The organism is Meiothermus sp. Pnk-1 (assembly GCF_003226535.1).
Classification (GTDB): domain Bacteria; phylum Deinococcota; class Deinococci; order Deinococcales; family Thermaceae; genus Allomeiothermus.
Genome location: NZ_QKOB01000001.1, coordinates 207965 through 226749, shown reverse-complemented (window position 1 = coordinate 226749; position 18785 = coordinate 207965). Strand labels below are relative to the sequence as shown.

General features: G+C 65.1%; 24 protein-coding genes. 11 read left to right on the top strand and 13 right to left on the bottom strand.

All coding sequences use genetic code 11. The features are described 5' to 3' along the window. Positions 1 to 145 precede the first annotated feature (145 nt). The 6 genes from dnaJ to DNA98_RS01205 all read left to right on the top strand — a co-directional run bounded on the left by dnaJ (position 146) and on the right by DNA98_RS01205 (position 5823). Complete coding sequence (gene dnaJ, locus DNA98_RS01230; RefSeq protein ID WP_110524786.1) at positions 146 to 1225, top strand: molecular chaperone DnaJ; 1080 nt, start codon at positions 146 to 148, stop codon at positions 1223 to 1225. Between the two features lie 236 nt (positions 1226 to 1461). Beyond that, positions 1462 to 1686, top strand: coding sequence for a cold-shock protein (locus DNA98_RS01225; RefSeq protein WP_110524784.1), 225 nt, complete (start codon positions 1462 to 1464; stop codon positions 1684 to 1686). Between the two features lie 298 nt (positions 1687 to 1984). Beyond that, positions 1985 to 2479: a GNAT family N-acetyltransferase gene (locus tag DNA98_RS01220; protein ID WP_110524782.1), complete on the top strand. Its 495-nt coding sequence runs from the start codon at positions 1985 to 1987 to the stop codon at positions 2477 to 2479. A 31-nt stretch (positions 2480 to 2510) separates the two neighbouring features. Continuing rightward, positions 2511 to 3296, top strand: a complete 786-nt coding sequence (locus DNA98_RS01215) for an SDR family oxidoreductase (RefSeq protein ID WP_110524780.1) — start codon at positions 2511 to 2513, stop codon at positions 3294 to 3296. 23 nt (positions 3297 to 3319) lie between these two features. After that, complete coding sequence (gene ade / locus DNA98_RS01210; protein ID WP_110524778.1) at positions 3320 to 5041, top strand: adenine deaminase; 1722 nt, start codon at positions 3320 to 3322, stop codon at positions 5039 to 5041. Continuing rightward, the gene (locus tag DNA98_RS01205) at positions 5032 to 5823 is read left to right on the top strand and encodes an APH(3') family aminoglycoside O-phosphotransferase (RefSeq protein WP_110524776.1); all 792 of its coding nucleotides are present in this window, start codon (positions 5032 to 5034) and stop codon (positions 5821 to 5823) included. The genes ade and DNA98_RS01205 overlap by 10 nt, the downstream gene beginning before the upstream one ends. On the opposite strand, the gene DNA98_RS18320 is transcribed toward DNA98_RS01205, so the two are convergent. The 6 genes from DNA98_RS18320 to DNA98_RS01180 all read right to left on the bottom strand — a co-directional run bounded on the left by DNA98_RS18320 (position 5820) and on the right by DNA98_RS01180 (position 9095). Next, positions 5820 to 5948 carry a hypothetical protein gene (locus DNA98_RS18320; protein ID WP_255418275.1) on the bottom strand — a complete coding sequence of 43 codons (129 nt, stop codon included), beginning with the start codon at positions 5946 to 5948 and terminating at the stop codon, positions 5820 to 5822. The two genes, DNA98_RS01205 and DNA98_RS18320, sit on opposite strands and share 4 nt — an antisense overlap. An 8-nt stretch (positions 5949 to 5956) precedes the next feature. Beyond that, positions 5957 to 6592 (bottom strand): biotin/lipoate A/B protein ligase family protein, encoded by a 636-nt coding sequence (locus DNA98_RS01200; protein WP_233492991.1) that lies wholly within the window; start codon positions 6590 to 6592, stop codon positions 5957 to 5959. A gap of 12 nt (positions 6593 to 6604) precedes the next feature. After that, positions 6605 to 6883 (bottom strand): biotin--protein ligase, encoded by a 279-nt coding sequence (locus DNA98_RS01195; protein WP_110524774.1) that lies wholly within the window; start codon positions 6881 to 6883, stop codon positions 6605 to 6607. 69 nt (positions 6884 to 6952) lie between these two features. Beyond that, positions 6953 to 8089 (bottom strand): acetoin utilization protein AcuC, encoded by a 1137-nt coding sequence (locus DNA98_RS01190; RefSeq protein WP_110524772.1) that lies wholly within the window; start codon positions 8087 to 8089, stop codon positions 6953 to 6955. A 19-nt stretch (positions 8090 to 8108) separates the two neighbouring features. Beyond that, positions 8109 to 8735, bottom strand: a complete 627-nt coding sequence (locus DNA98_RS01185) for a CBS and ACT domain-containing protein (protein ID WP_110525372.1) — start codon at positions 8733 to 8735, stop codon at positions 8109 to 8111. Positions 8736 to 8849: 114 nt separating this feature from the next. Next, positions 8850 to 9095: a hypothetical protein gene (locus DNA98_RS01180; protein ID WP_110524770.1), complete on the bottom strand. Its 246-nt coding sequence runs from the start codon at positions 9093 to 9095 to the stop codon at positions 8850 to 8852. Between the two features lie 112 nt (positions 9096 to 9207). Between DNA98_RS01180 and glyA the strand changes: the two genes are divergently transcribed. Further along, positions 9208 to 10440, top strand: coding sequence for a serine hydroxymethyltransferase (gene glyA / locus DNA98_RS01175; RefSeq protein ID WP_110524768.1), 1233 nt, complete (start codon positions 9208 to 9210; stop codon positions 10438 to 10440). Here glyA and DNA98_RS01170 read toward each other — a convergent pair. Further along, positions 10437 to 11027, bottom strand: a complete 591-nt coding sequence (locus tag DNA98_RS01170; RefSeq protein WP_110524766.1) for a lysophospholipid acyltransferase family protein — start codon at positions 11025 to 11027, stop codon at positions 10437 to 10439. The two genes, glyA and DNA98_RS01170, sit on opposite strands and share 4 nt — an antisense overlap. A gap of 68 nt (positions 11028 to 11095) precedes the next feature. Here DNA98_RS01170 and DNA98_RS01165 point away from each other — a divergent pair, with 68 nt between their 5' ends. From DNA98_RS01165 to DNA98_RS01155, 3 genes are read left to right on the top strand one after another with little or no spacing between them, the layout of a single operon-like run. Beyond that, positions 11096 to 12535 (top strand): NAD(P)H-hydrate dehydratase, encoded by a 1440-nt coding sequence (locus DNA98_RS01165; protein WP_110525370.1) that lies wholly within the window; start codon positions 11096 to 11098, stop codon positions 12533 to 12535. A gap of 33 nt (positions 12536 to 12568) precedes the next feature. After that, positions 12569 to 13441 carry a homoserine kinase gene (thrB, locus tag DNA98_RS01160; protein ID WP_110524764.1) on the top strand — a complete coding sequence of 291 codons (873 nt, stop codon included), beginning with the start codon at positions 12569 to 12571 and terminating at the stop codon, positions 13439 to 13441. A 12-nt stretch (positions 13442 to 13453) separates the two neighbouring features. Beyond that, positions 13454 to 14227 (top strand): DUF4388 domain-containing protein, encoded by a 774-nt coding sequence (locus DNA98_RS01155; RefSeq protein ID WP_110524762.1) that lies wholly within the window; start codon positions 13454 to 13456, stop codon positions 14225 to 14227. A gap of 114 nt (positions 14228 to 14341) precedes the next feature. Here DNA98_RS01155 and DNA98_RS01150 read toward each other — a convergent pair whose 3' ends face one another. The 3 genes from DNA98_RS01150 to DNA98_RS01140 all read right to left on the bottom strand — a co-directional run bounded on the left by DNA98_RS01150 (position 14342) and on the right by DNA98_RS01140 (position 15291). After that, on the bottom strand, positions 14342 to 14422 hold the full coding sequence (locus tag DNA98_RS01150; RefSeq protein WP_083771707.1) for a 30S ribosomal protein THX: 81 nt from the start codon (positions 14420 to 14422) through the stop codon (positions 14342 to 14344). Between the two features lie 19 nt (positions 14423 to 14441). Further along, positions 14442 to 14732 (bottom strand): 30S ribosomal protein S20, encoded by a 291-nt coding sequence (rpsT, locus tag DNA98_RS01145; protein ID WP_110524760.1) that lies wholly within the window; start codon positions 14730 to 14732, stop codon positions 14442 to 14444. Between the two features lie 175 nt (positions 14733 to 14907). Next, positions 14908 to 15291: a hypothetical protein gene (locus DNA98_RS01140; protein WP_110524758.1), complete on the bottom strand. Its 384-nt coding sequence runs from the start codon at positions 15289 to 15291 to the stop codon at positions 14908 to 14910. An 89-nt stretch (positions 15292 to 15380) separates the two neighbouring features. Here DNA98_RS01140 and tyrS point away from each other — a divergent pair, with 89 nt between their 5' ends. Continuing rightward, the gene (gene tyrS, locus DNA98_RS01135; RefSeq protein ID WP_110524754.1) at positions 15381 to 16727 is read left to right on the top strand and encodes a tyrosine--tRNA ligase; all 1347 of its coding nucleotides are present in this window, start codon (positions 15381 to 15383) and stop codon (positions 16725 to 16727) included. A 13-nt stretch (positions 16728 to 16740) separates the two neighbouring features. Here the strand turns inward: tyrS and DNA98_RS01130 are convergent, their stop codons facing one another. The 3 genes from DNA98_RS01130 to DNA98_RS01120 are packed head-to-tail and all read right to left on the bottom strand — an operon-like array spanning position 16741 to position 18736. Further along, positions 16741 to 17313: a ubiquinol-cytochrome c reductase iron-sulfur subunit gene (locus DNA98_RS01130; protein ID WP_110524752.1), complete on the bottom strand. Its 573-nt coding sequence runs from the start codon at positions 17311 to 17313 to the stop codon at positions 16741 to 16743. Further along, positions 17310 to 18296, bottom strand: coding sequence for a c-type cytochrome (locus DNA98_RS01125; RefSeq protein ID WP_110524750.1), 987 nt, complete (start codon positions 18294 to 18296; stop codon positions 17310 to 17312). Before DNA98_RS01125 ends, DNA98_RS01130 begins: the two co-directional genes overlap by 4 nt. Continuing rightward, complete coding sequence (locus tag DNA98_RS01120) at positions 18293 to 18736, bottom strand: cytochrome c-type biogenesis protein (protein ID WP_110524748.1); 444 nt, start codon at positions 18734 to 18736, stop codon at positions 18293 to 18295. The genes DNA98_RS01125 and DNA98_RS01120 overlap by 4 nt, the downstream gene beginning before the upstream one ends. Between the last annotated feature and the right edge of the window lie 49 nt (positions 18737 to 18785).

Genomic DNA, 18785 nt, shown 5'->3' with positions numbered 1-18785 from the left:
AAAAAGAGGGTAGGGACGGAGCCTGCCCCCAGTTTCCCCCTGGAGACAAGCGCGGACAGGTGCGCTCCTCGCCCCGGCGGGAGGGCCCCTGTATATGAAACCCAGACTTTATAAACTTTAGTCTGCTAGACTAAAGCTCAGCGCTATGAAGGACTACTACGCCATCCTGGGAGTAAGCAAAGACGCCAGCAGCGAGGAGATCAAGAGGGCCTACCGCAAGCTCGCGCTGCAGTACCACCCCGACCGGAACCCCGGCGACAAGGCGGCTGAGGAGCGGTTCAAGGAGATCAATGAGGCTTACGCGGTGCTCTCGGACCCCGAAAAGCGGGCCAACTACGACCGTTACGGCCACGAGGCCCCTCAGGTGGGCGGCTTCCCCGGAGGCGGGTTTGGGGATATCTTTGACCTGTTTGAGCAAGTATTCGGCTTTCGCAGTCCGGCGGGGGCGCGCAGCCCGGCACCCCGCGGCGAAGACCTCGAGGTAGAGCTCGAGCTAACCCTCGAGGAAGCCTTTTCGGGCAAGGAAGCGGAGATCACCTATCGCCGCCTGGTGCCTTGCGAAACCTGCTCGGGCTCTGGAGGGAAGCGCGAGGTCTGCCCGGCCTGCCGTGGGCGCGGGGTACAAGAGCAGCTCCAGCAGAGCTTTTTCGGCACCATGCGCACCCAGGTGTCCTGCGCGGCCTGCCGGGGCCGAGGTTACCGCATCAGCGAGGCCTGTCCCAGCTGTCGGGGCCAAGGCCGCAGGGAGCGCCAAGAGAAAATCAGCCTGGAGGTGCCCGCGGGCATCGACGAGAACCAGATGCTGCGGGTCTCGGGAATGGGCAACGTTCACGCTGGAGGACCGGGCGACCTCTTTGTGCGGCTCCGCCTACGCCCTCATCCTCACCTCGAGCGCGAAGGGGCAAACCTCCTCTATCGGTTGCGGCTAGGGCTGGCCCAGGCCGCCCTAGGAACCCGCGTGGAGATCCCTGGCGTCGATGGGCCGATTCCCCTGGATATCCCGCCGGGGACCGGACACGGAGAGGTCTTTGCGATGGAGGGCAAAGGGATGCCCTACCCCGGGCGCCGGGGCCGGGGCGAGTTGCGGGTAATAACCGAAATTGCCGTACCCCAACACCTTTCCAAAAGAGCCCGGCAACTTTTAGAGGAGTACGCCCAAGAGGTAGGCGAAGAGGTCCACCCGGAGGGGTTTTGGGATCGGATCAAGCGGGTATTTAAAGGTTGAATCCCCCCTCTGGCACGGGTTTGTCACCCGGTCGTGAAGGTTAGCCAATGAGGGGTGTGTTAGAATAGGGGCACTCGGGACTTACGGGGGTGGCCCACTGGGCATTTCAGCGCCTCGTACCTGGGTAGGGCTGTTACTGTCTATGGCGCTGTATAAGGGACTCAAGCCGGGGTTGGTCGCCAACCTCGAGGGTGCTTTCTTGGCGCGTGGGCGGGGCTCTGTTTCGAAGGAGCAGTATGGCAAAGGGTAAGGTAAAGTGGTTCAACGCGGAAAAGGGGTTCGGTTTCATCGAGCGCGAGGGGGACACCGACGTCTTCGTCCATTACAGCGCCATCCAGGCCAAGGGCTTCCGCACCCTCAACGAGGGGGATGTGGTGGAGTTCGATGTAGAGCCGGGTAAGAATGGTAAGGGGCCGCAGGCCGCTAACGTGAGCGTTGTCGAGCCCGCCAAGCGGTTTTAATCTACCCTCTAGCACCCTTCCCTCTGGCTAAACGCCAGAGGGTTTTTTACGCTTCAGCATGAAGCCCTGCCGTGATTTAGGCGTTGCCTACCTCACCTGCCTTCTCCGGTAGCGTTACGATAATGAGCCTGGCCTTGGGTTTAGACCGTACTCATCGTTTTGGCCAAACATCACGTTAGGGTTACGGGGTCATGCCTAGACTTTACTTACGCTTGTGCCATGCGCTAAAAGGAGGGGATCTGTGGCCGTCTTTCAACGCGATGCTTGGCTACCCGCTCTTGTACAATCTGAACAGGCCATGAAGACCGCTGCGCGTCCGGAGCTGATCGCGGTAGATTCCGATTCCGCCTCTATAATTCACGAGCTATACCAAAAAAGCCCTACCTATTTCCAGCTCATCGGCATGGAGATCCCTACCTTGAGCGACGTAGAACGCGAGGTCGAGGCCCTAGCCCACGATCCCCAGCGCCGCTGCTGCTTGATCGCGACGCCCACGCCCAAAGAAGGGCGCCAAGTCGTCGGTTACCTCGATTACAAGCTGCACTATCCGGAGGCGATGGCCGCCACCATCAGCCTGCTCCTGATCGCCGAAGAGCACCAGGGTCAGGGGTTCGGCTCGCTGGCCCTCGAGCATCTGGAGGGTCTCCTACGGGGAGAGGTGCGCAAGCTCTACGCGGTCGTCTACGGCAACAACCCGGTTGCCCAGCGGTTCTGGGAAGCCCGGGGGTTCCGCCACCTCAAAGACGGCGGACCGAGCCTGCGCTGGTACGTGAAAGACCTGCCCCAGGCTTGACTTTGAATCCGCGTCCCCCGAGACTCTCCACATGGAGCTGGGCATCCGAGGGAAGCTGGCGCTGGTTACCGGGGCTTCGCAGGGGATTGGGAAAGCCGTCGCGCTCGCGCTGGCGCGGGAAGGAGCCAAGGTGCTGGCGGTGGCCCGCAGCCAGGACAAGCTGCGGGCGCTGGTTTCGGAGGTCGAAGAGCTCGGCGGTGAAGCCTACGCGCTCCCTGCCGACTTGGAGCAGTCGGGCGCAGCTGAGGGGGTGTTGCGTGAGGCGGCCAAGGTCGGGACCGTCGAGATTTTTTTGGGCAATACCGGCGGCCCCAAGCCGATGCAAGCCCAGGAGATGGGCGCCGGGGAGGTCCTCGAGGCGGTTCATTCCCTTCTTCTTCCCATGCTCGAGCTGACCCGCGGGCTGCTGCCGGGTATGCAAAAAGCCCGCTTCGGGCGCATCCTCTACATCACCTCGCTGGCGGTAAAAGAGCCCATCGAGAATTTAGCCCTCTCCAACACCGTGCGCTCGGGGCTTACCGGTTACGCCAAAACCCTGGCCCGCGAGGTGGCCCCCTATGGCATCACCGTCAACACCCTGGGGCCGGGCTACACCCGCACCGAGCGGGTAGAAGAGGTTTTCCAGTTTCGCGCTCAGCAGCAAGGCATCTCGTTGGAAGAAGCCTATTACCAGCAGGCCAAGCAGATCCCCGCCGGCCGCTTGGGCACGCCGCAGGAGATCGCCGATGTGGCGGTGTTTGTGCTGTCGGCCAGAGCCAGCTACCTCACCGGGCAGACCCTGGTAGTGGATGGGGGGGCCACTCGGGGGCTGTTGTGAGCACGCTCGGGTACAATTTTCCAATGGAACGCGACACCCTCCAACGGTTGCTGGCGGTAGCCCGAGGAGATGCCCCCGCCGACCTGGTGCTCAAAAACACCCAGGTAGTCAACGTCTTCAGCGGCGAGATCTACCCGGCGGAGGTAGCCGTCTTCGCCGGATACATCGCCGGGGTAGGCGAGGGCTACCGGGGGGTGGAGGAGCACGACCTGAAGGGGGGCTACCTGGTTCCGGGGCTGATCGATACGCATATCCACATCGAGTCCACGCTCGCCTTGCCCTTTGAGCTGGCCCGGGTCATCGTGCCCAAGGGGACCACCACCCTCGTCGCCGACCCCCACGAAATCGCCAACGTATGCGGCCTGGACGGGATCCGCTTCATGCTCGAGGCCAGCGAAGGGCTTCCCCTGGACGTGCGGATCATGCTGCCCTCCTGCGTGCCCGCGAGCCCGCTCTCTACGGCGGGGGCGGTGCTGGAAGCGGCGGACTTGCTCGAGCTGTGGGGCCGGCATCCGCGGATTTTGGGCCTAGCCGAGTTCATGAACGTACCCGGCGCTGTGCTGGGCGATGCGAAAAGCCTGGACAAGCTCATGGCCTTCCGCGGCGAGCGGATCGACGGGCACGCCCCCAGGATCGGCGGGAAGTGGCTCCAGGCCTATGCCGCGGCAGGCCCCGCCACCGACCACGAGTGCACCACGGCGGAGGAAGCGCTCGAGAAGCTGCGGGCCGGGCTCTTTGTGCTGGTGCGCGAAGGAACCGTGACCCGCGATCTGGAAGCCCTACTTCCCATCATCAACGAGAAGACCGCCCCCCGGATGGCCTTCTGCACCGACGACCGCCACCCCGAGGATTTGCTCGAGGAGGGCCACCTGGACTTTCTCATTCGCAAGGCAGTGCAACGCGGGCTTTCTCCCCTCACAGCCCTCCAAATGGCCACCCTGAACGCCGCCAACGCCCACCGGCTCTACGACCGGGGGGCTATCGCTCCGGGCCGGAGGGCGGATCTGGTGGTGGTGCGTTCGCTCGAGGACTTCCGCGCCGAGCGGGTCTATGCCCGTGGCCGCTGGGTGGGCGAGGCGGGGGCTCCGGTGGGCGATTGGGTAGGCCCCGAGGCTGACCAGAGCCGGGTGCGCCACACCGTGCGGGTAGACCTGGACCGCCTCTCGCTGGATATCCCGGTCCAGGGAAATCAACTTCGGGCCATCGGGGTGGTGCCCCACCAGGTGGTGACCGAGGAGCGGATCATGTCTCCCAAGGTGGTGGGCGGGCTGGCTCAGGCCGATCCGGAGCGCGACCTGCTCAAGGTAGCGGTGGTGAACCGTTACGGGAAAGCCGGGGTCGGTTTGGGCTTCGTCCACGGGCTGGGGTTGCGGAAAGGAGCTATCGCGGGGACCGTCGGCCACGACAGCCACAACCTGACCTGCGCGGGAGCCGACGACGAATCCATGCGCACGGCGATGCGGGCCCTGGCCGAGGCGGGCGGGGGGTACGCAGTGGCGTTAGGTCAGGAAGTGTTGGCCCTTACCCCCTTGCCCATCGCCGGGCTGATGAGCGACCAGCCTCTACCCAAGATCCGCGAGCAGATGGATACGCTGCTCGCCGCCACCCAACAGCTCGGCTCTACCCTCCATGACCCGGTGATGCACGTGGCGTTTTTGCCCCTCGAGGTCATTCCCAAGCTCAAGCTCACCGATCGGGGGCTGGTAGACGTGGAGAAGTTCCGCTTCGTGAGCCTATGGGTCTGATGCTCGAGGCGCTGCCCCAAGCGGTATCTCGCTGGCTCCAAGGGTACGAGGCTGAGCCGGTCACGGTGGGAATGTCCGGCGCGGGCGTCTACCGGTGGCGCAAAGCGGGGGAACCCGGTCTGATCCTTAAGATTCGCCCCGATTCCCACGACCCTGATCCGGGGTTTCGGTTGGCTCCAGAGGCCGAGAAGATGCGCTGGCTCTCGGCCTGGGTTCCAGCGCCGGAGGTGCTCGAGTATAGCCAACAGGACGGCTGCGAGTACCTGCTGATGACCGAGATCGCGGGACGGAGTGGGGCCGAGAACTGGCCACCGGAGGAGCGGCCTCGAGTGGTCGTAGCGATTGCCGAAGCGCTCAAACGGCTTCACTCGATCCCCCTCGAGCGCTGCCCTTTCGACCAACGGCTCGAGGCCAAGCTCGCCCAGGTGCGGCGGCGCACCGAACTCGGGTTGGTGGACCCCGCAGGCTTCGATGAACGCTGGCAAGGAAAGTCGGCAGAGGAACTGCTCGAGGTGCTCCTCCAGACGCGCCCCACCGATGAGGATTTAGTGGTCTGCCACGGGGACTACTGCCTGCCCAACGTCCTGCTGCAGGAGGGGAAGCTCAGCGGGTTCGTCGACCTGGGGCGCCTCGGCGTGGCCGACCGCTACCAAGACCTAGCCCTCATGACCCGCAGCCTCACCTCTGATCACAACCCGCAGTTCGGGGAGGGCTGGGACAGGGTTTTTCTCGAAGCTTACGGCCTCGGGGAGCCGGATTGGGAGAGGCTCGAGTTTTTCTAGGGGATGAGGTAGATCCACTCCCGCGTGGCAAATTTGGTCCGCACCAGGTTCCAGGCCGCCTCGAGCTCCTCGGGCTTTAGCTCATCCCGGTTTAGGCCGTACAGGTCATCGAAGGTCTCGATCATCCGGTCAATCACTGCCGCTCGGGGCAGGCCGGTCTGCGAGCGCAGGGGTCCACCCGCTTCTGGGCGCTGGTCTGGCCCTTGTCGGAGAGCTTTTCCCGCCCGATCCTGAGCACCTGCACCATTTTGGCCGCGTCGATGTCGTAGGCCATCGTGACGTGGTGGAGCACCGCCCCGCCACGCCGGGTCTGGGCGGCTCCGGCGATCTTGCCGCCCTCGCTGGTGATGTCGTTGATGGGCTGGTACCAGGCCTTGATCCCCAGGGTTTTGAGGGCCTCGAGCACCCACGCGTCCATCCGGGCGTACGACTCCTGAAAGCTCATCCCCGCCACCAACTCCTGCGGGGCGTAGACCGAGTAGGTGATGGTGTTGCCGGGCTCGATGAACATGGCCCCGCCCCCGCTGATGCGGCGCACCACCTCGAAGCCGTAGCGCTCCAGGTTCTCCAGGTCCACCTCGTTCTTCACCGACTGATAGCGCCCGATCACCACCGCCGGAGCCCCCCACTCCCAGATGCGCAGGGTCGGTTTGCGCCGTCCGGCCCCCACCTCGTAGGTCAGCACCTCGTCCAGGGCCATGTGCAGGTTGGGGCTCAGGGGGCCATCCCGCAAAAGTTGCCACTCGTAGTCATGCCAGTTCGTCCGCATAGGCTAGCTCCGCTAACCCGAAAGCGCCCGCTTGACCGCCACCGCGACGGCCTCCGGCGAGAACCCGATCATCTCGGCGTGTGCAGCCGCCTGCCGAACGGCTTGGGCGATCTCGGTCTCGTCGCTTGTAACCGGTAGGCCCTCGAGCGCGGCGTTGATCCGATCCAGGGCCTCTTCCGGCTCGAGGAAGAAATCCCCGCTCACCCGGACCTGGGCCAACCGCCCGGTGTAGACCTCGAGATCCACCACCACCACCAGCTTTCCACCGGGGGCCTTGTACTCTCCGTGCATGGGTCCCTCCACCAGGCCCAAGTTAGTCGTAAAAGTTCTTGGAAAATGTGAGTGGGAGCCCGGCCCGCCTCAGGTCCAGTAGGGCTTAACCAGTTCGAGCAGCCGCACCACCTGCCCCCAGTTGTGCCGGACGATCTCGGGGCGGCGGGGGATCTTTGGGATGGAGTCCGCGGCGTCGTGGAGGGTAGGGGTGAGCGCTTTGTGAAGCTGGCCCTCCCAGTGCTGCCGCCAGGCCTCGGGCAGGCGGTCGGGGAGGGGGTGGCCCTGTAGGAGCAAATACAGCATGGCCCAGACACGGGTGGTGGCGTCCAGGCTATAGCCCCCTCCCAGGGTGTACACGGCCTTCCCCCCGGAGAACTCCCGGACATATTCGCGCATCCGGAGGAAGAGCTTCTGGTAAGCCCGGGTGCTCAGTACCAGATCGGCCAGCGGGTCGAGGAAGTGCGCGTCGGCCCCGCACTGGATGACCATGACATCGGGGCGGAACCAGGCCAGGGCGGGCTCGAGCACCGCCTCGAACACCTCCAGGTAGCTCTCGTCTTGGGTGAAGGGCTCGAGCGGCACGTTGAGCTTGCGGCCCAGCCCAGCTCCCTTGCCGATCTCGTAGATGGCCCCGGTGCCGGGGAATAGGTAGCGCCCCGACTCGTGCAAGCTCAGCGTGAGCACCTCGGCCTCGTCGTAGTGGATCCACTGCACCCCGTCGCCGTGGTGCACATCTATATCGAGATAAGCCACCCGCAACCCGGCACGGGTGAGGTGCCGGATCGCCACCGAGAGGTCGTTGTAGACGCAAAATCCCGAACTACGGTCATACTGGGCGTGGTGCAGCCCACCTCCCAGCTGCAGCACCTCCCGGGCCTCCCCCCGCAGGATCATCCGGGCGGCCTCGAGCGTCCCCCCCACCAGCCAACGGGTGGCCTCGTCCATGCCGGGGAATATAGGGGTGTCGGCAGTCCCCAGGCCGTAGTGTTCGACATCGGCGGCAACCTCCCCCACCGAGCAACCCTCTACCCGCCGCACCAGCCGCTCGGCGTGAACCGTCAGAACCTCCTCGCGGGTGGCCGGTTGCAGGGGGCGCCGAGGAACCGCATGGCCCCATGCCTCGAGGAGGCTGAGCAGCATCTCCAACCTGCGCGGGCTAAAGGGGTGCTCCGGCCCGAAGGTATAGGTCTTATAGGCCGGATGATACAAAACGGGGACGCTCATAGCGTAAAGCGTCTTCCCTCTAGCCCTTTTTCTGCGGTGGCCAAATAACGTTAAAACCCTCTATCCGTAGCATCTCAGCGACCTGGTGGGTCATGGGGGTACCTACCCGCAGCACCGCGCGCACTGTCTTGGGATCATCGGGGTAGGTAAGCAGAGAGTGAATATTAATCCCTTCACGCCCCAGGAATTGGGTCAGCCGTCCCAGCTCGCCGGGGCGGTCGGGAAGGCGCACCTCGAGCCTGCCGCTGGGCTTTTCCACCCCGGTGAGGATCACCAGGGCGTCCAGCAGGTCGATCCCGGTAACGATCCCTACCAGCTCCTCTCCCTCCAACACTGGCAAGGCCCCGATCTTGCGGCGGCGCATCAGGCGGGCGGCCTCCTCCACCGGGTCCAAGGGATCCGCGCTCAGCACCGGTTGGCTCATGATCGAGCCCACTGCGGCCTCCAAGTGGCGGGGACCGCCCTCCGCCAATGGGCTCACCGCCAAGCGGATGTCCCGGTCGGTGACGATGCCCACCAGCTTGCCCGCCCGGGTCACCGGCAGGTGGCGGATATGGTGGTCTTGCATCACCTGGTAGGCCGAGCGCAAGGTGGCCCGCTCGTCCACGGTGAGCACCGGGCGTCGCATCACATCCCTCACCAACATCACGGGCTCCTTGGGCCTGGGCTCAGCCGAGCGAACGGGCCGCCCCTTGGGCAACAGGCTAAACCCGAGAACCCTCCGCTTAGCCGGCATCGGCGACCTGGGACTAGGCTCCCTTCAGGCCAGGGGCTTTTCCTCGCGCCGTCCAAAACGCACGCCCAGGCCCAAGAAAAAGCCGGAGGCCAGACACAGCAGCATGGTGAGCACCACCATCCCCATGGGGTTGGGGTAGGTGCGGTTGAGGGTAGAGGCCGCCGCCGAAAGCCGCACATAGTCCACCGAAAGATAAGCCAGCAGGATGAGGGCAACCACCAGCAAGGCGAAACCGATAAACAGCGGGATTCTTCCGAGCGCGCTTCTCATGCTATCAGTCTAGCGCACCCGGGCCTGGTGCCAAGCGAGGTAGTTCAAAACGTCCCCTGCCGGCCCAGGCATCGCCTTTAGGCCACAAGGCGTACGACATATAATTGACCCTATGCAAACCCTCCCCAAGTCCGAACCCCGCGACGAGCTGCTATTCAGCCTCATCGCCAAAGAGGAAGCCCGCCAGCGCGAGGGCCTCGAGCTCATCGCCAGCGAGAACTTCACCTCTCGCGCCGTGCGCGAAGCCACCGGGAGCGTGCTGACCAACAAATACGCCGAGGGCTATCCCGGCAAGCGCTACTACGGCGGCTGCGAGGTGATCGACGAGATCGAGCAGCTCGCCATCGACCGCGCGAAGGAGCTCTTCGGCGCGGCCTGGGCCAACGTGCAGCCGCACTCGGGCTCTAGCGCCAACCTCGCGGTGTACTACGCCCTGCTGGAGAAGGGCGATACCGTCATGGGCATGGCCCTCGACCAGGGAGGGCACCTCACCCACGGTTCGCCGGTCAACTTCTCCGGGCTCAACTACCGCGTCATCGGCTACCCCGTGGACCCCCAGACCGAGTACATCGACTACGACCTGGTGCGCAAGCTGGCCCTCGAGCACAGACCCAAGCTGATCATCGCCGGGGCCAGTGCCTACAGCCGCATCATCGACTTCGAGAGGTTCCGCGTCATCGCCGACGAGGTGGGCGCCTACCTGATGGCCGACATCGCCCACATCGCCGGGCTGGTGGCGGCTGGGCTGCACCCCTCGCCCATGCCGTACGCCCATGTGGTGACCTCCACCACCCACAAGACCCTGCGCGGGCCGCGCTCAGGGCTGATCCTCTCCAACGACCTCGAGATCGGGGCCAAGATCGACAAGATGATCTTCCCCGGCCTCCAGGGGGGGCCGCTCGAGCACGTCATCGCGGCCAAGGCGGTGGCCTTCTGGGAGGCGCTGCAACCCTCCTTCAAGGACTATGCCCGCCGCATCATCGAAAACGCCCAGGCCCTCGCCCAGAGCTTCCTCGAGCGCGGCTACCGGGTGGTCTCGGGCGGTACCGACAACCACCTCTTCGTGCTCGACCTGCGCCCTCAGGGCATCAAGGGCAACAAGGCCTCCAGCCTCCTCGACCAGGTCAACATCACCGTCTCCAAGAGCACCGTTCCCTACGACCCCGAGAAACCCTGGGTGACCTCGGGCATCCGCATCGGCACCCCGGCCATCACCACCCGCGGCTTTACCCCCGAGGAGATGCCCCTCATCGCCGCCTTCATCGACGAGGCCCTCACCCAGGGCCCCAGCCCCGAACTCAAAGCGCGGGTGCGCGAGCTGGCCCTCCAGCACCCCATGCCCTAGCCCGGCGGCTTCAATCGCACCGGGCCCTGGTTTTTGGGGGTACGCCCCACTTTACCGGCATAAAACTGCTCGATGATCGCGAAGTCTTTTACGATATCGCCGCTGGGCACAAAGTACCCGCCCACCCCGACCTCTTTGCTCGCGTAGTCCAGGTAGGCCAGCGCGATGGGAACCTTGGCCTCGAGGGCCATGTAATAAAACCCGCTGCGCCAGTGGTCGGCCCGGCTGCGCGTGCCCTCGGCGGCGATGACCAGCCAAAGCTCTTCGCGTTGGGCGAAGATCTCTGCCACTTGCTTGACAAAGTTCTTAGTCTTGTCGCGGTCAACGGGGATCCCACCCAGCCGCCGCATGAGCGGCCCCATGAGGCCGCCAAAAAGTTGCCGTTTGCCGATAAAGCTCATCTTGGTGCCGGTGGCCCAGGCCCACAAGATGGCATAGAAGAAGTCCACGTTGGAGGTATGGGGGTAACCCACCATCACCACCTTGGGGCCAGGTGGAGGCTCGAGGACGACCTTCCAACCAAGCAGCCTGAGCATCCCTGTTGCCAGGCGTTGGCGTAGGCCAAGGGGAGAGTGTACGGTGGGCATCCTTAGGGCAAAGTATAAGCGGCCAAGGTAAGCTTGGGTTAGGTGGGGGATACGTGAAAGCACATAGTCTGCGCCTTTATACCTCCGCCGCCATGCGGCTCGCCGACCAAAAAGCTGCTCGGGGGGGCTACCCCAGCCTGCTACTGATGGACGCCGCGGGGCGCGGGGTCGCCCAAGCCTTGCTGCGGAGCTATCCCGACCGGCGGGTGGTGGTGCTGTGCGGTAAGGGGAATAACGGCGGGGACGGGCTGGCAGCGGCCCGCTGGCTAAAGGTGTGGGGGTGTGAGGTCGAAGTCTACGCCGCCCCAGGGCAACAGGGGGAGGCAGCGGCCATGCGGCAGGCGCTCGAGGCCCACGGCGTGGAGGTGCAGCCCCTTTCGGCATGGGAGCCTAGGCCCCATACCGTGCTGCTCGATGCCCTTTTCGGCACCGGCCTGAACGGCCCCCTGCAAGGCTTTTACGCCGAGCTGGTGGAAAAGATCAACCAATCCGGTCTCAGCGTGGTGGCCGCCGATCTGCCCTCCGGGCTTCCCTACACCCCCCACGTCAAAGCTGACCTCACCGTGGCCCTGGCCGCCCTCAAGCGCGAGCACCTCTTCTACCCCCAACGCGCAGCTTGCGGAAAGATTCTGCTGGACGACATCGGGATGCCTCCCGGGGCCTTGGCAGACGAATCCTTGGCGGAACTTCTCACGCCCCAGGCCATGCAGGCCCTGCTGCCCTCCCGCCCTGGCGACGCCCATAAGGGCAGCGTGGGGCGGGTGCTGGTAGTGGGGGGTTACCCCAACTATACCGGGGCTCCGGCGCTGAGCGCCATCGCCGCCTATCGCGCCGGAGCGGGGCTAGTGACGGTAGCCTATCCCCAGGAAGCCGCAGTGGTTCCCCCGCTCGAGGCGGTACGCCTTCCGGTGGTGGGCTGGAGCCCAGCGGCCCTAAAGCCGGCCAAGGCCGAGGCGGTAGCGGTAGGGATGGGGGCCGGGCCATCGGGGAAGGAGGCGGCACAGGCCGTGCGTGCGCTGGGCCTCCCCACCCTTCTGGACGCCGATGCCCTGCACCCTGAGATCGTAGAGGAGTTCGCCGGGGCAGGGATTCCCACCGTCATCACCCCGCACCCTGGCGAGGCGGCCCGGCTGTTGCAAAGCTCCGCTCAGGAGGTGGCCCGCTTCCCCCTCGAGAGCGCCCGCACCCTGGCCGGGCGCTTTGCGGTGACGGTGGTGCTCAAGGGGGGGCCCACGGTGATCGCTGCAGGAGAGCGCCTGGCGGTCAATACCACCGGCAACCCGGCGATGGCCACGGGCGGGATGGGGGATGTACTCTCTGGGGTAATCGGGGCTTTGCTAGCGGCGGGGCTCGCGCCTTGGGACGCAGCCCGGCTGGGGGTCTACCTGCACGGCCTGGCCGGGGACCTGCTGGGGAGGGTGGGCCTGTTGGCCCACGAGCTCGCCGACGCCATACCCCAAGCCAGAGAACGGCTGGCCCAAGGGCAGGTCCGGCCTTACTGGCATTAGCAGACCGGTCACACTCCGGTATAATTCGCCGCAGTGGTGCGCCTGTACGTTCCCGCAACTTTGGCCAACCTGGGCTCTGGCTTCGATGCTTTGGGGGTGGCCCTGGACCTATATCTGGAGGTCGAAGCCCGCCTTGCCGCGCAGGACTCCTTTTTCTACGAGGGCGAGGGGAGTGTGCCCCCTCACCCTGATAACCTGATCCACCAGGCCTACCGCGCGGCCTGGGCCGAGATCGGGGAACCCCCTCCGGCCATCGCTATCAGGGCCTACAACCCGATCCCGCTCGCGCGGGGGATGGGCTCGAGCTCGGCGGCGTTGGTAGCGGGCGCGGCCCTGGCCGATCGCTTCTCGGGGGGCAGGCTGGGCAAGGACGGGGTGTTCCGGGTGACGGCCCAGCTCGAAGGTCACCCCGACAACGTAGCCCCGGCGGTTTACGGCGGCTTTGTAGCGGCCTTGGCCGATCCCCCTTTGGCCCTACCCCTACCCTCCCCCAAGGGCCTGAGGTTCGTGCTGGGGATTCCCGCCTACGAGGTTCCAACCCCCCTCGCGCGGGCCGCCCTGCCCCCAGCGATACCTCATGCCGATGCGGTCTTCAACCTGGCCCGGGCTGCTTTGTGGCCTGCGGCGCTCTTTTCAGGACGCCTGGATGCTCTGCGCGAGGCCGCACGGGACCGGCTCCACCAACCTTACCGGGCCCAGCTCATGCCGGGGCTCGAGGCCGCCTTAGAGCGGGCCTACCAGGCCGGGGCGTTGGCGGCCTTCGTCGGTGGGGCCGGACCAACCCTGGCCGCCCTCGCCCCTCAAAGTGCAGTTGCGGCCCTGCGGGAGGCGCTGTTGGAGTATGTTGGTACCCAGGGGAAAACCCTAGTCCTGGGCCTGGGCGAAGGATACCGGGAGGAACGCTAAAGAAGGCCACCTGTGGAAGGCAGCTTAGCAACAATCGGGCTTCTAGAACTGCTGGAGATGATCCACGAGAACCGCGGCTCGGGCGAGCTTCGCCTCGAGGTAGGGGGCCTACCGGTGCACTTACACTTCCTCGAGGGCGAGATTACCGGCGGAGGCATTCTGGACTGGGAGGGGCTGGAGGCCATCTCTACCCTGCCGTTGCAGCCTCAGGAGGGCTGGTTCCGCTTCACCAGCGCAGCGCCCGCTGGCCACGGCGACTCGGCGCCACCGCCTGCGCTGCGCTTCAAAGCCCTGATCGGCGAATGGGCGCGCCTTTACGACGAGTGGACCCGCTTCCGCCAGCTTTTCGACTCGCCCAGCCGGGTGTTGGAGGCTTTGCGGGCCTCTGAGCCCTATGGGCTCTTCATAGGTGGAAAGAGTATCCGAGGGGCCGCCAAGATCTGGGAGGTTCCGCTCATCATCGCAGCCGAACGAGCCTGGCGCGGTCTGCGCGAGGGCGACCTGATGCCCCTGCGCAAATACGCCTGGTTCGGGCTGCGTATCCGCCACCCTACCGCCCGCCGCACGCTGGCCGGGCAAGCCCCCCACCCTGACGACATCACCGTTCACCTCGACGGCAGCCGCAATCTAGGGGAAATAGTCCAGAGCGGCTACAGTATCGGCCTGGTGCGCCGTTACCTGATCCAGAGCATCCGCAAAGGCGAAATCGCCCCGCCCGGCAAAGGCTGGCTGCTGCGGGACTTGCTGTGGGAGGAAGAAGCCGAACACAGCGGCACGGTTCGCTGAGGGCACGGGTGACTTGGCTTCTGGGGCCTGAGGTTTTACTCACGCCGGGGCTCCCTCCCCTAAAAACCCCCATCCTTATCCAGGATGGGGGCTGCGAAACTCCCGTATTCGCGGCTACTTCTTGCGGGGGCGGTATTTGCCGTAGCTACCGCGCCAGATCTTGCCTCGACGAGTGCGACGATCTCCCTTGCCCATCCTTCACCCCTACAGGTTGCTACGCCGAAGCGCTGAGGAGCTTGTGCACGCTCCTGGCCAAGCGGGACTTCTTGCGGCTGGCGGCGCGCTTGTGCAAGGTGGAGCCCTTGGCAGCTTTGTCAATCAGGCTCTCGGCCAGGCGTAGAAACTTGGTGGCTTCTTCGGCATTGCCCTGCTGAGCCAGGGCTACGGCCTTCTTGCTGATGGTCTTGATCGTGGACTTCTTGGAACGGTTGGCCGCCCGCCGCTTGAGAGACTGACGGTGGCGCTTCATCGCCGAGGGATTACGGGTGGTTTTTTTCTGTGCCATGCTCCTCCCAGAGTTTGCTTTCTTGCGCCCGTTTCGGGCAAGCCAACCCCAAGGTTACCACACAGGATGGCTTCTAGCAATCGCCGCGGGTGGGCTGGGCACGCCCAGGTTTTTCCCCTGACTCCCTCGGTAATGACACGGGCGGTGCACGGAAACCCCGCATGGTCCCAAGCATTTAGTAGGGATCGAATTTAGTCGAGACCCAGTCATAGCGGACGCTGCCCTTGGCCCGCTCGATGCGGAAGACGATGTCGTAAAGCCCCGGGCTCACCCGGTACTGAAGCTGATCCTTGAAGGTGCCGGTGTAGGTCTTTGGCGTAGAAACGAGCTGTCCTCCCTGGCGAAGCTCGATGGTCACGCTACCTTCGGATAGCCCGCCGCTGAGCATGATCTTGACCGAATCGGCGATCCCGCTCACCCGGAGCTGCTTGGTGGCGGTGCCAGTGTACTTCCAGTAATAAACCGGGATGAAAGGCGGCGCGCCTATGGCCAGACCAAAATTCTCGGCATAGAGGTAAAGCCCCCCCAGCAGGACGGCCAGGATCAACAAGGTACGCACGGGTTTAGTATAGGGGCTCCCCTCGCAGGGCTTGGTTCACTTGAGCATCGTGAGGATGGAAGGCCGGCTATTTCCGTATACTTGGGGGCATGAACTCGGTTGCATCCCCCGTCGAGGCCTTGAAGCAGCTCGAGGCCGGCTCGGTCGAGATCATCCCCCACGAAAAGCTGCTGGAAAAACTCTCTTCGGGCAAAAAGCTCACCGTAAAGCTGGGCTTGGACCCCACCCGACCGGACATCCACATCGGCCATGCGGTGGTGCTCAGGAAGATGCGCCAGTTCCAGGAGTTGGGGCATAAAGTCGTCATCATCATCGGGGACTTCACCGCCATGATCGGCGACCCCTCCGGGCGCAGCGCCACCCGCCCCCCTCTCACCCTCGAGGAGACCCGCGCCAACGCCAAGAGCTATGTCGAGCAAGTCGGCAAGATCCTGATCACCGAGGACCAAGAGCGCTTCGAACTGCGCTACAACTCGGAGTGGCTGGAGAACCTGAACTTCAAGGAAGTCATCAAGCTGGCCTCGCAGCTTACGGTGGCCCAGATGCTCGAGCGCGAGGACTTCAAAAACCGCTACACCCAGGGCATCCCTATCTCCATCCACGAGTTCCTCTATCCCTTCGCCCAAGGGTACGACTCGGTGCCAATCCGGGCCGACGTGGAGATGGGGGGTACCGACCAGAAGTTCAACCTGCTGGTGGGCCGCGAGGTGCAGCGGGCCTACGGCCTCGAGGAGCAGGTGGCTTTCATCATGCCCCTGCTGGAGGGCCCCGACGGGCGCAAGATGTCCAAGAGCTACGACAACTACATCGGCATCACCGAGGAACCCGCCGAGATCTACCGCAAGCTGATGAAGGTAGGCGACGACCTGCTACCCAAGTACCTCGAGCTGTGCACCGACCTGACCCCCCAAGAGATCCGGCAGGTTCTCGAACGAGGCGGGCCAGTAGGGGCGCACCGGGTCCTGGCCCGGCTGGTGGCCGGAAGCTATGCCCTGCCGCGCATCCCGGCGCGGCTTGACCGCGGGTTGTACGAGGAGATGGGATACCGGCTCGAGGCGGCCGGGCGGGATAGCGAACCCCAGGCAGTGATGATCGTGGTGGCACCCCTAACCGGTTACTCCCTCAACGTCAGCGAGACCGTGCGCCAAGCCGAGGAACGGTACAACGAGGTCGCCAAGGGCGGCATCCCCGACGATATTCGCACCGTCCAGATCACCTCGAGCGAGCTCCAGGAGGGCCGGATCGGGGTCGCCAAGCTCTTTACCCTCTCCGGCCTCACCGAGTCCAACGGCGAGGCTAAACGCTTGATCCAAAACCGGGGCCTGCGGCTAGACGGCGAGGTCATCACCGACCCCAATCTGCTGGTCTCGCTGGACAAGCCGCGGGTGCTCCAGCGGGGCAAAGACAAGTTCGTACGGGTGCAGCTCACGGGGTGAGGCCACCACCGCCTCACCCTCCCTCCGCCGGGCGTAGCGGAATCTCGTGGCCGACTACATAGATCGTCCCGGCTTCCTCTTCCAGGCGCAGCCGGGGCAATGGGTAGCGCGGCGGGCCGTATACGGCCTTCCCGGCCTGCAAGGGGTCGTAGGCCCCAAAATGACAGGGGCAGCCCAGGAAGGGATGGTCGGAGCGGTAATTATAGGCGATGGAGCCCACCTCGGGGTCGGGCACGTACCGCACCGTGCAGCCTTGGTGGGTGCAGATGCGCGAGAGGGCCAGGAAGTGGGCCTCGCCCACGGTGAGACCGCCTTCTTGCGGCTGGGGCACCCGGATCAGCACCGCCTCGAGCAGCCGCGTGGCAGCCCCGATGGCGACCGGGTACTCGAAGTAGCGGAAATCCCAGGGCTGGGCCAGCGCAAAGACCCTAGCCACCTCGAGCCTCGGCCCCTCCTTCCACTGCGGCGCGCCGACCCCGGCTTTTCTGAGCTGGATGTTATAGGCCCGCAGGGCGAACCAGCCGAAAAACCCTGCCGTAGCCGTGCTGGGTAGGATCCAGATGAGGTCGCGCCGGGTGAGCTTCATAAACCCCCCAAGTACTCCAGCAATGCTTTCAGCTCCTCGTCGCTGAGCAAAACCGCGGGCATCTTTCCCCGCCCGTTCTTCACGATCTCGCTGACCGCCTGGGGCACTTTGACGATGGGGTTTCCGGCCAGCTTGGGCCCGACTCCCCCTTGGGCCTGCGCTCCGTGGCAGGCGGCGCACTTTTGCAGATAGACCTGCTGCCCCGACGCGCCGGGAGCGCTCTGTTGGGCCTTGGCCGTGGCGATGAGGTTTTGTACGCGCTCTCGAGCCTCGCCGCCGTTGGCCAGGTAGTTCTCCCAAGCCCGGATAGCCGCTTCGCGCTGGCCGAGTTGGAAGTAAGCATTCCCCAGGAAAAGCCAGCCCTCGGTGGCCTTGGGGTCGGCGCGCAGGGCGATCTGGAGGAACTGCACCGCTTCCTGTGGGCGGCCCCCCATAAAGAGCAGGATGCCCACCCGCCGCACCGCCTCGACGTTGCGGGGGTCTTGCTGGAGCACCCGAACGTAGGCTTGTGCAGCCCGGTCGAAGTCCTGGAGTTCCCAGGCCTTGTGTGCAAAAGCCAGCCAGTCCCCCGTCTGCCCACCCTGCTTGGCCCTCTCCTCCAGCCGCTTCAACTCCCGTGCTTCGGAGCGGGCGGTAACCGTGGTCTCGCCGGGCAGCCGGGGCAGGGTGAAGGCGTAAAGGCCCACCCCCAGCGCGATCACCCCCAGCGCCGCCACCCCCCAAAGCGCCGGAGGGAACCGGCGCGGGGGAGGCAGTTCGCCGGGAAGCGGTCCAATTTCCCGTTCCAACTTCACGATCTGCAACAGAAGCCGTTTGCGCTCTTCGCCCTCGGCCTCCTTAGCCTGGGCCTTGAGCAGCTGCAATTCGGCCTGGAGTTCTTCGGGGCGGGGGTTGGGGGGGAAAGGCCGAGCCGCCTGGCGCAACGGTAGCATCGCGTAGCCGATGGCGGCCAGCAAGACTAGCAAGGCGAGGATCAGGGTCATGGTCGGTCGAGTTCGGCTTCGGCGCGGCGCAGCTCCTCTTCGGAAACCTCCGCCGCGCCCGCCTCGAGCAAGCGCCGCCGGGCGGATTGCAGGTAAAAGTACAGGCCCGCCCCGATGAACCCCACCCCCACCAGCGGGGCCAGCCAGACCCAGAGGGTGAGCCCGGAGCGGGGCGGTTCGTAGAGGATCCAGGGCCCATAGCGGCTTACGAAGTAGGCTTTGATCTGCTCCTTGGTCTTGCCCTGGGCCAACTGCTCGGCGATGATGCGGCGCATCTCCTGGCTGATCCCGGCGTTGGACTCCGCCACCGATTCCCCCTGGCAGACCGGGCAGCGCAGTTCCCGGGCGATCTCGAAGACCCGGGGCGAAAAATCGGGGGGTGGGGTGTTGGCAGCGGGTTGGGCGAAGGCCGATCCCAGGAGCCAGAGGCAATACGCCATCAAAATGACCCCTGGTATCCGGCGTTTAGCGTTTGGCGTTTGGCGTTGC

What these genes read in the sequence shown, in the direction of transcription:
- dnaJ (WP_110524786.1), top strand. Translation starts at nt 146, where the DNA reads ATGAAGGACTACTACGCCATCCTGGGAGTAAGCAAAGACGCCAGCAGC.
- DNA98_RS01225 (WP_110524784.1), top strand. Translation starts at nt 1,462, where the DNA reads ATGGCAAAGGGTAAGGTAAAGTGGTTCAACGCGGAAAAGGGGTTCGGT.
- DNA98_RS01220 (WP_110524782.1), top strand. Translation starts at nt 1,985, where the DNA reads ATGAAGACCGCTGCGCGTCCGGAGCTGATCGCGGTAGATTCCGATTCC.
- DNA98_RS01215 (WP_110524780.1), top strand. Translation starts at nt 2,511, where the DNA reads ATGGAGCTGGGCATCCGAGGGAAGCTGGCGCTGGTTACCGGGGCTTCG.
- ade (WP_110524778.1), top strand. Translation starts at nt 3,320, where the DNA reads ATGGAACGCGACACCCTCCAACGGTTGCTGGCGGTAGCCCGAGGAGAT.
- DNA98_RS01205 (WP_110524776.1), top strand. Translation starts at nt 5,032, where the DNA reads ATGGGTCTGATGCTCGAGGCGCTGCCCCAAGCGGTATCTCGCTGGCTC.
- DNA98_RS18320 (WP_255418275.1), bottom strand. Translation starts at nt 5,948, where the DNA reads ATGATCGAGACCTTCGATGACCTGTACGGCCTAAACCGGGATGAGCTA.
- DNA98_RS01200 (WP_233492991.1), bottom strand. Translation starts at nt 6,592, where the DNA reads ATGCGGACGAACTGGCATGACTACGAGTGGCAACTTTTGCGGGATGGC.
- DNA98_RS01195 (WP_110524774.1), bottom strand. Translation starts at nt 6,883, where the DNA reads ATGCACGGAGAGTACAAGGCCCCCGGTGGAAAGCTGGTGGTGGTGGTG.
- DNA98_RS01190 (WP_110524772.1), bottom strand. Translation starts at nt 8,089, where the DNA reads ATGAGCGTCCCCGTTTTGTATCATCCGGCCTATAAGACCTATACCTTC.
- DNA98_RS01185 (WP_110525372.1), bottom strand. Translation starts at nt 8,735, where the DNA reads ATGTTGGTGAGGGATGTGATGCGACGCCCGGTGCTCACCGTGGACGAG.
- DNA98_RS01180 (WP_110524770.1), bottom strand. Translation starts at nt 9,095, where the DNA reads ATGAGAAGCGCGCTCGGAAGAATCCCGCTGTTTATCGGTTTCGCCTTG.
- glyA (WP_110524768.1), top strand. Translation starts at nt 9,208, where the DNA reads ATGCAAACCCTCCCCAAGTCCGAACCCCGCGACGAGCTGCTATTCAGC.
- DNA98_RS01170 (WP_110524766.1), bottom strand. Translation starts at nt 11,027, where the DNA reads ATGCCCACCGTACACTCTCCCCTTGGCCTACGCCAACGCCTGGCAACA.
- DNA98_RS01150 (WP_083771707.1), bottom strand. Translation starts at nt 14,422, where the DNA reads ATGGGCAAGGGAGATCGTCGCACTCGTCGAGGCAAGATCTGGCGCGGT.
- rpsT (WP_110524760.1), bottom strand. Translation starts at nt 14,732, where the DNA reads ATGGCACAGAAAAAAACCACCCGTAATCCCTCGGCGATGAAGCGCCAC.
- tyrS (WP_110524754.1), top strand. Translation starts at nt 15,381, where the DNA reads ATGAACTCGGTTGCATCCCCCGTCGAGGCCTTGAAGCAGCTCGAGGCC.
- DNA98_RS01130 (WP_110524752.1), bottom strand. Translation starts at nt 17,313, where the DNA reads ATGAAGCTCACCCGGCGCGACCTCATCTGGATCCTACCCAGCACGGCT.
- DNA98_RS01125 (WP_110524750.1), bottom strand. Translation starts at nt 18,296, where the DNA reads ATGACCCTGATCCTCGCCTTGCTAGTCTTGCTGGCCGCCATCGGCTAC.
- DNA98_RS01120 (WP_110524748.1), bottom strand. Translation starts at nt 18,736, where the DNA reads ATGGCGTATTGCCTCTGGCTCCTGGGATCGGCCTTCGCCCAACCCGCT.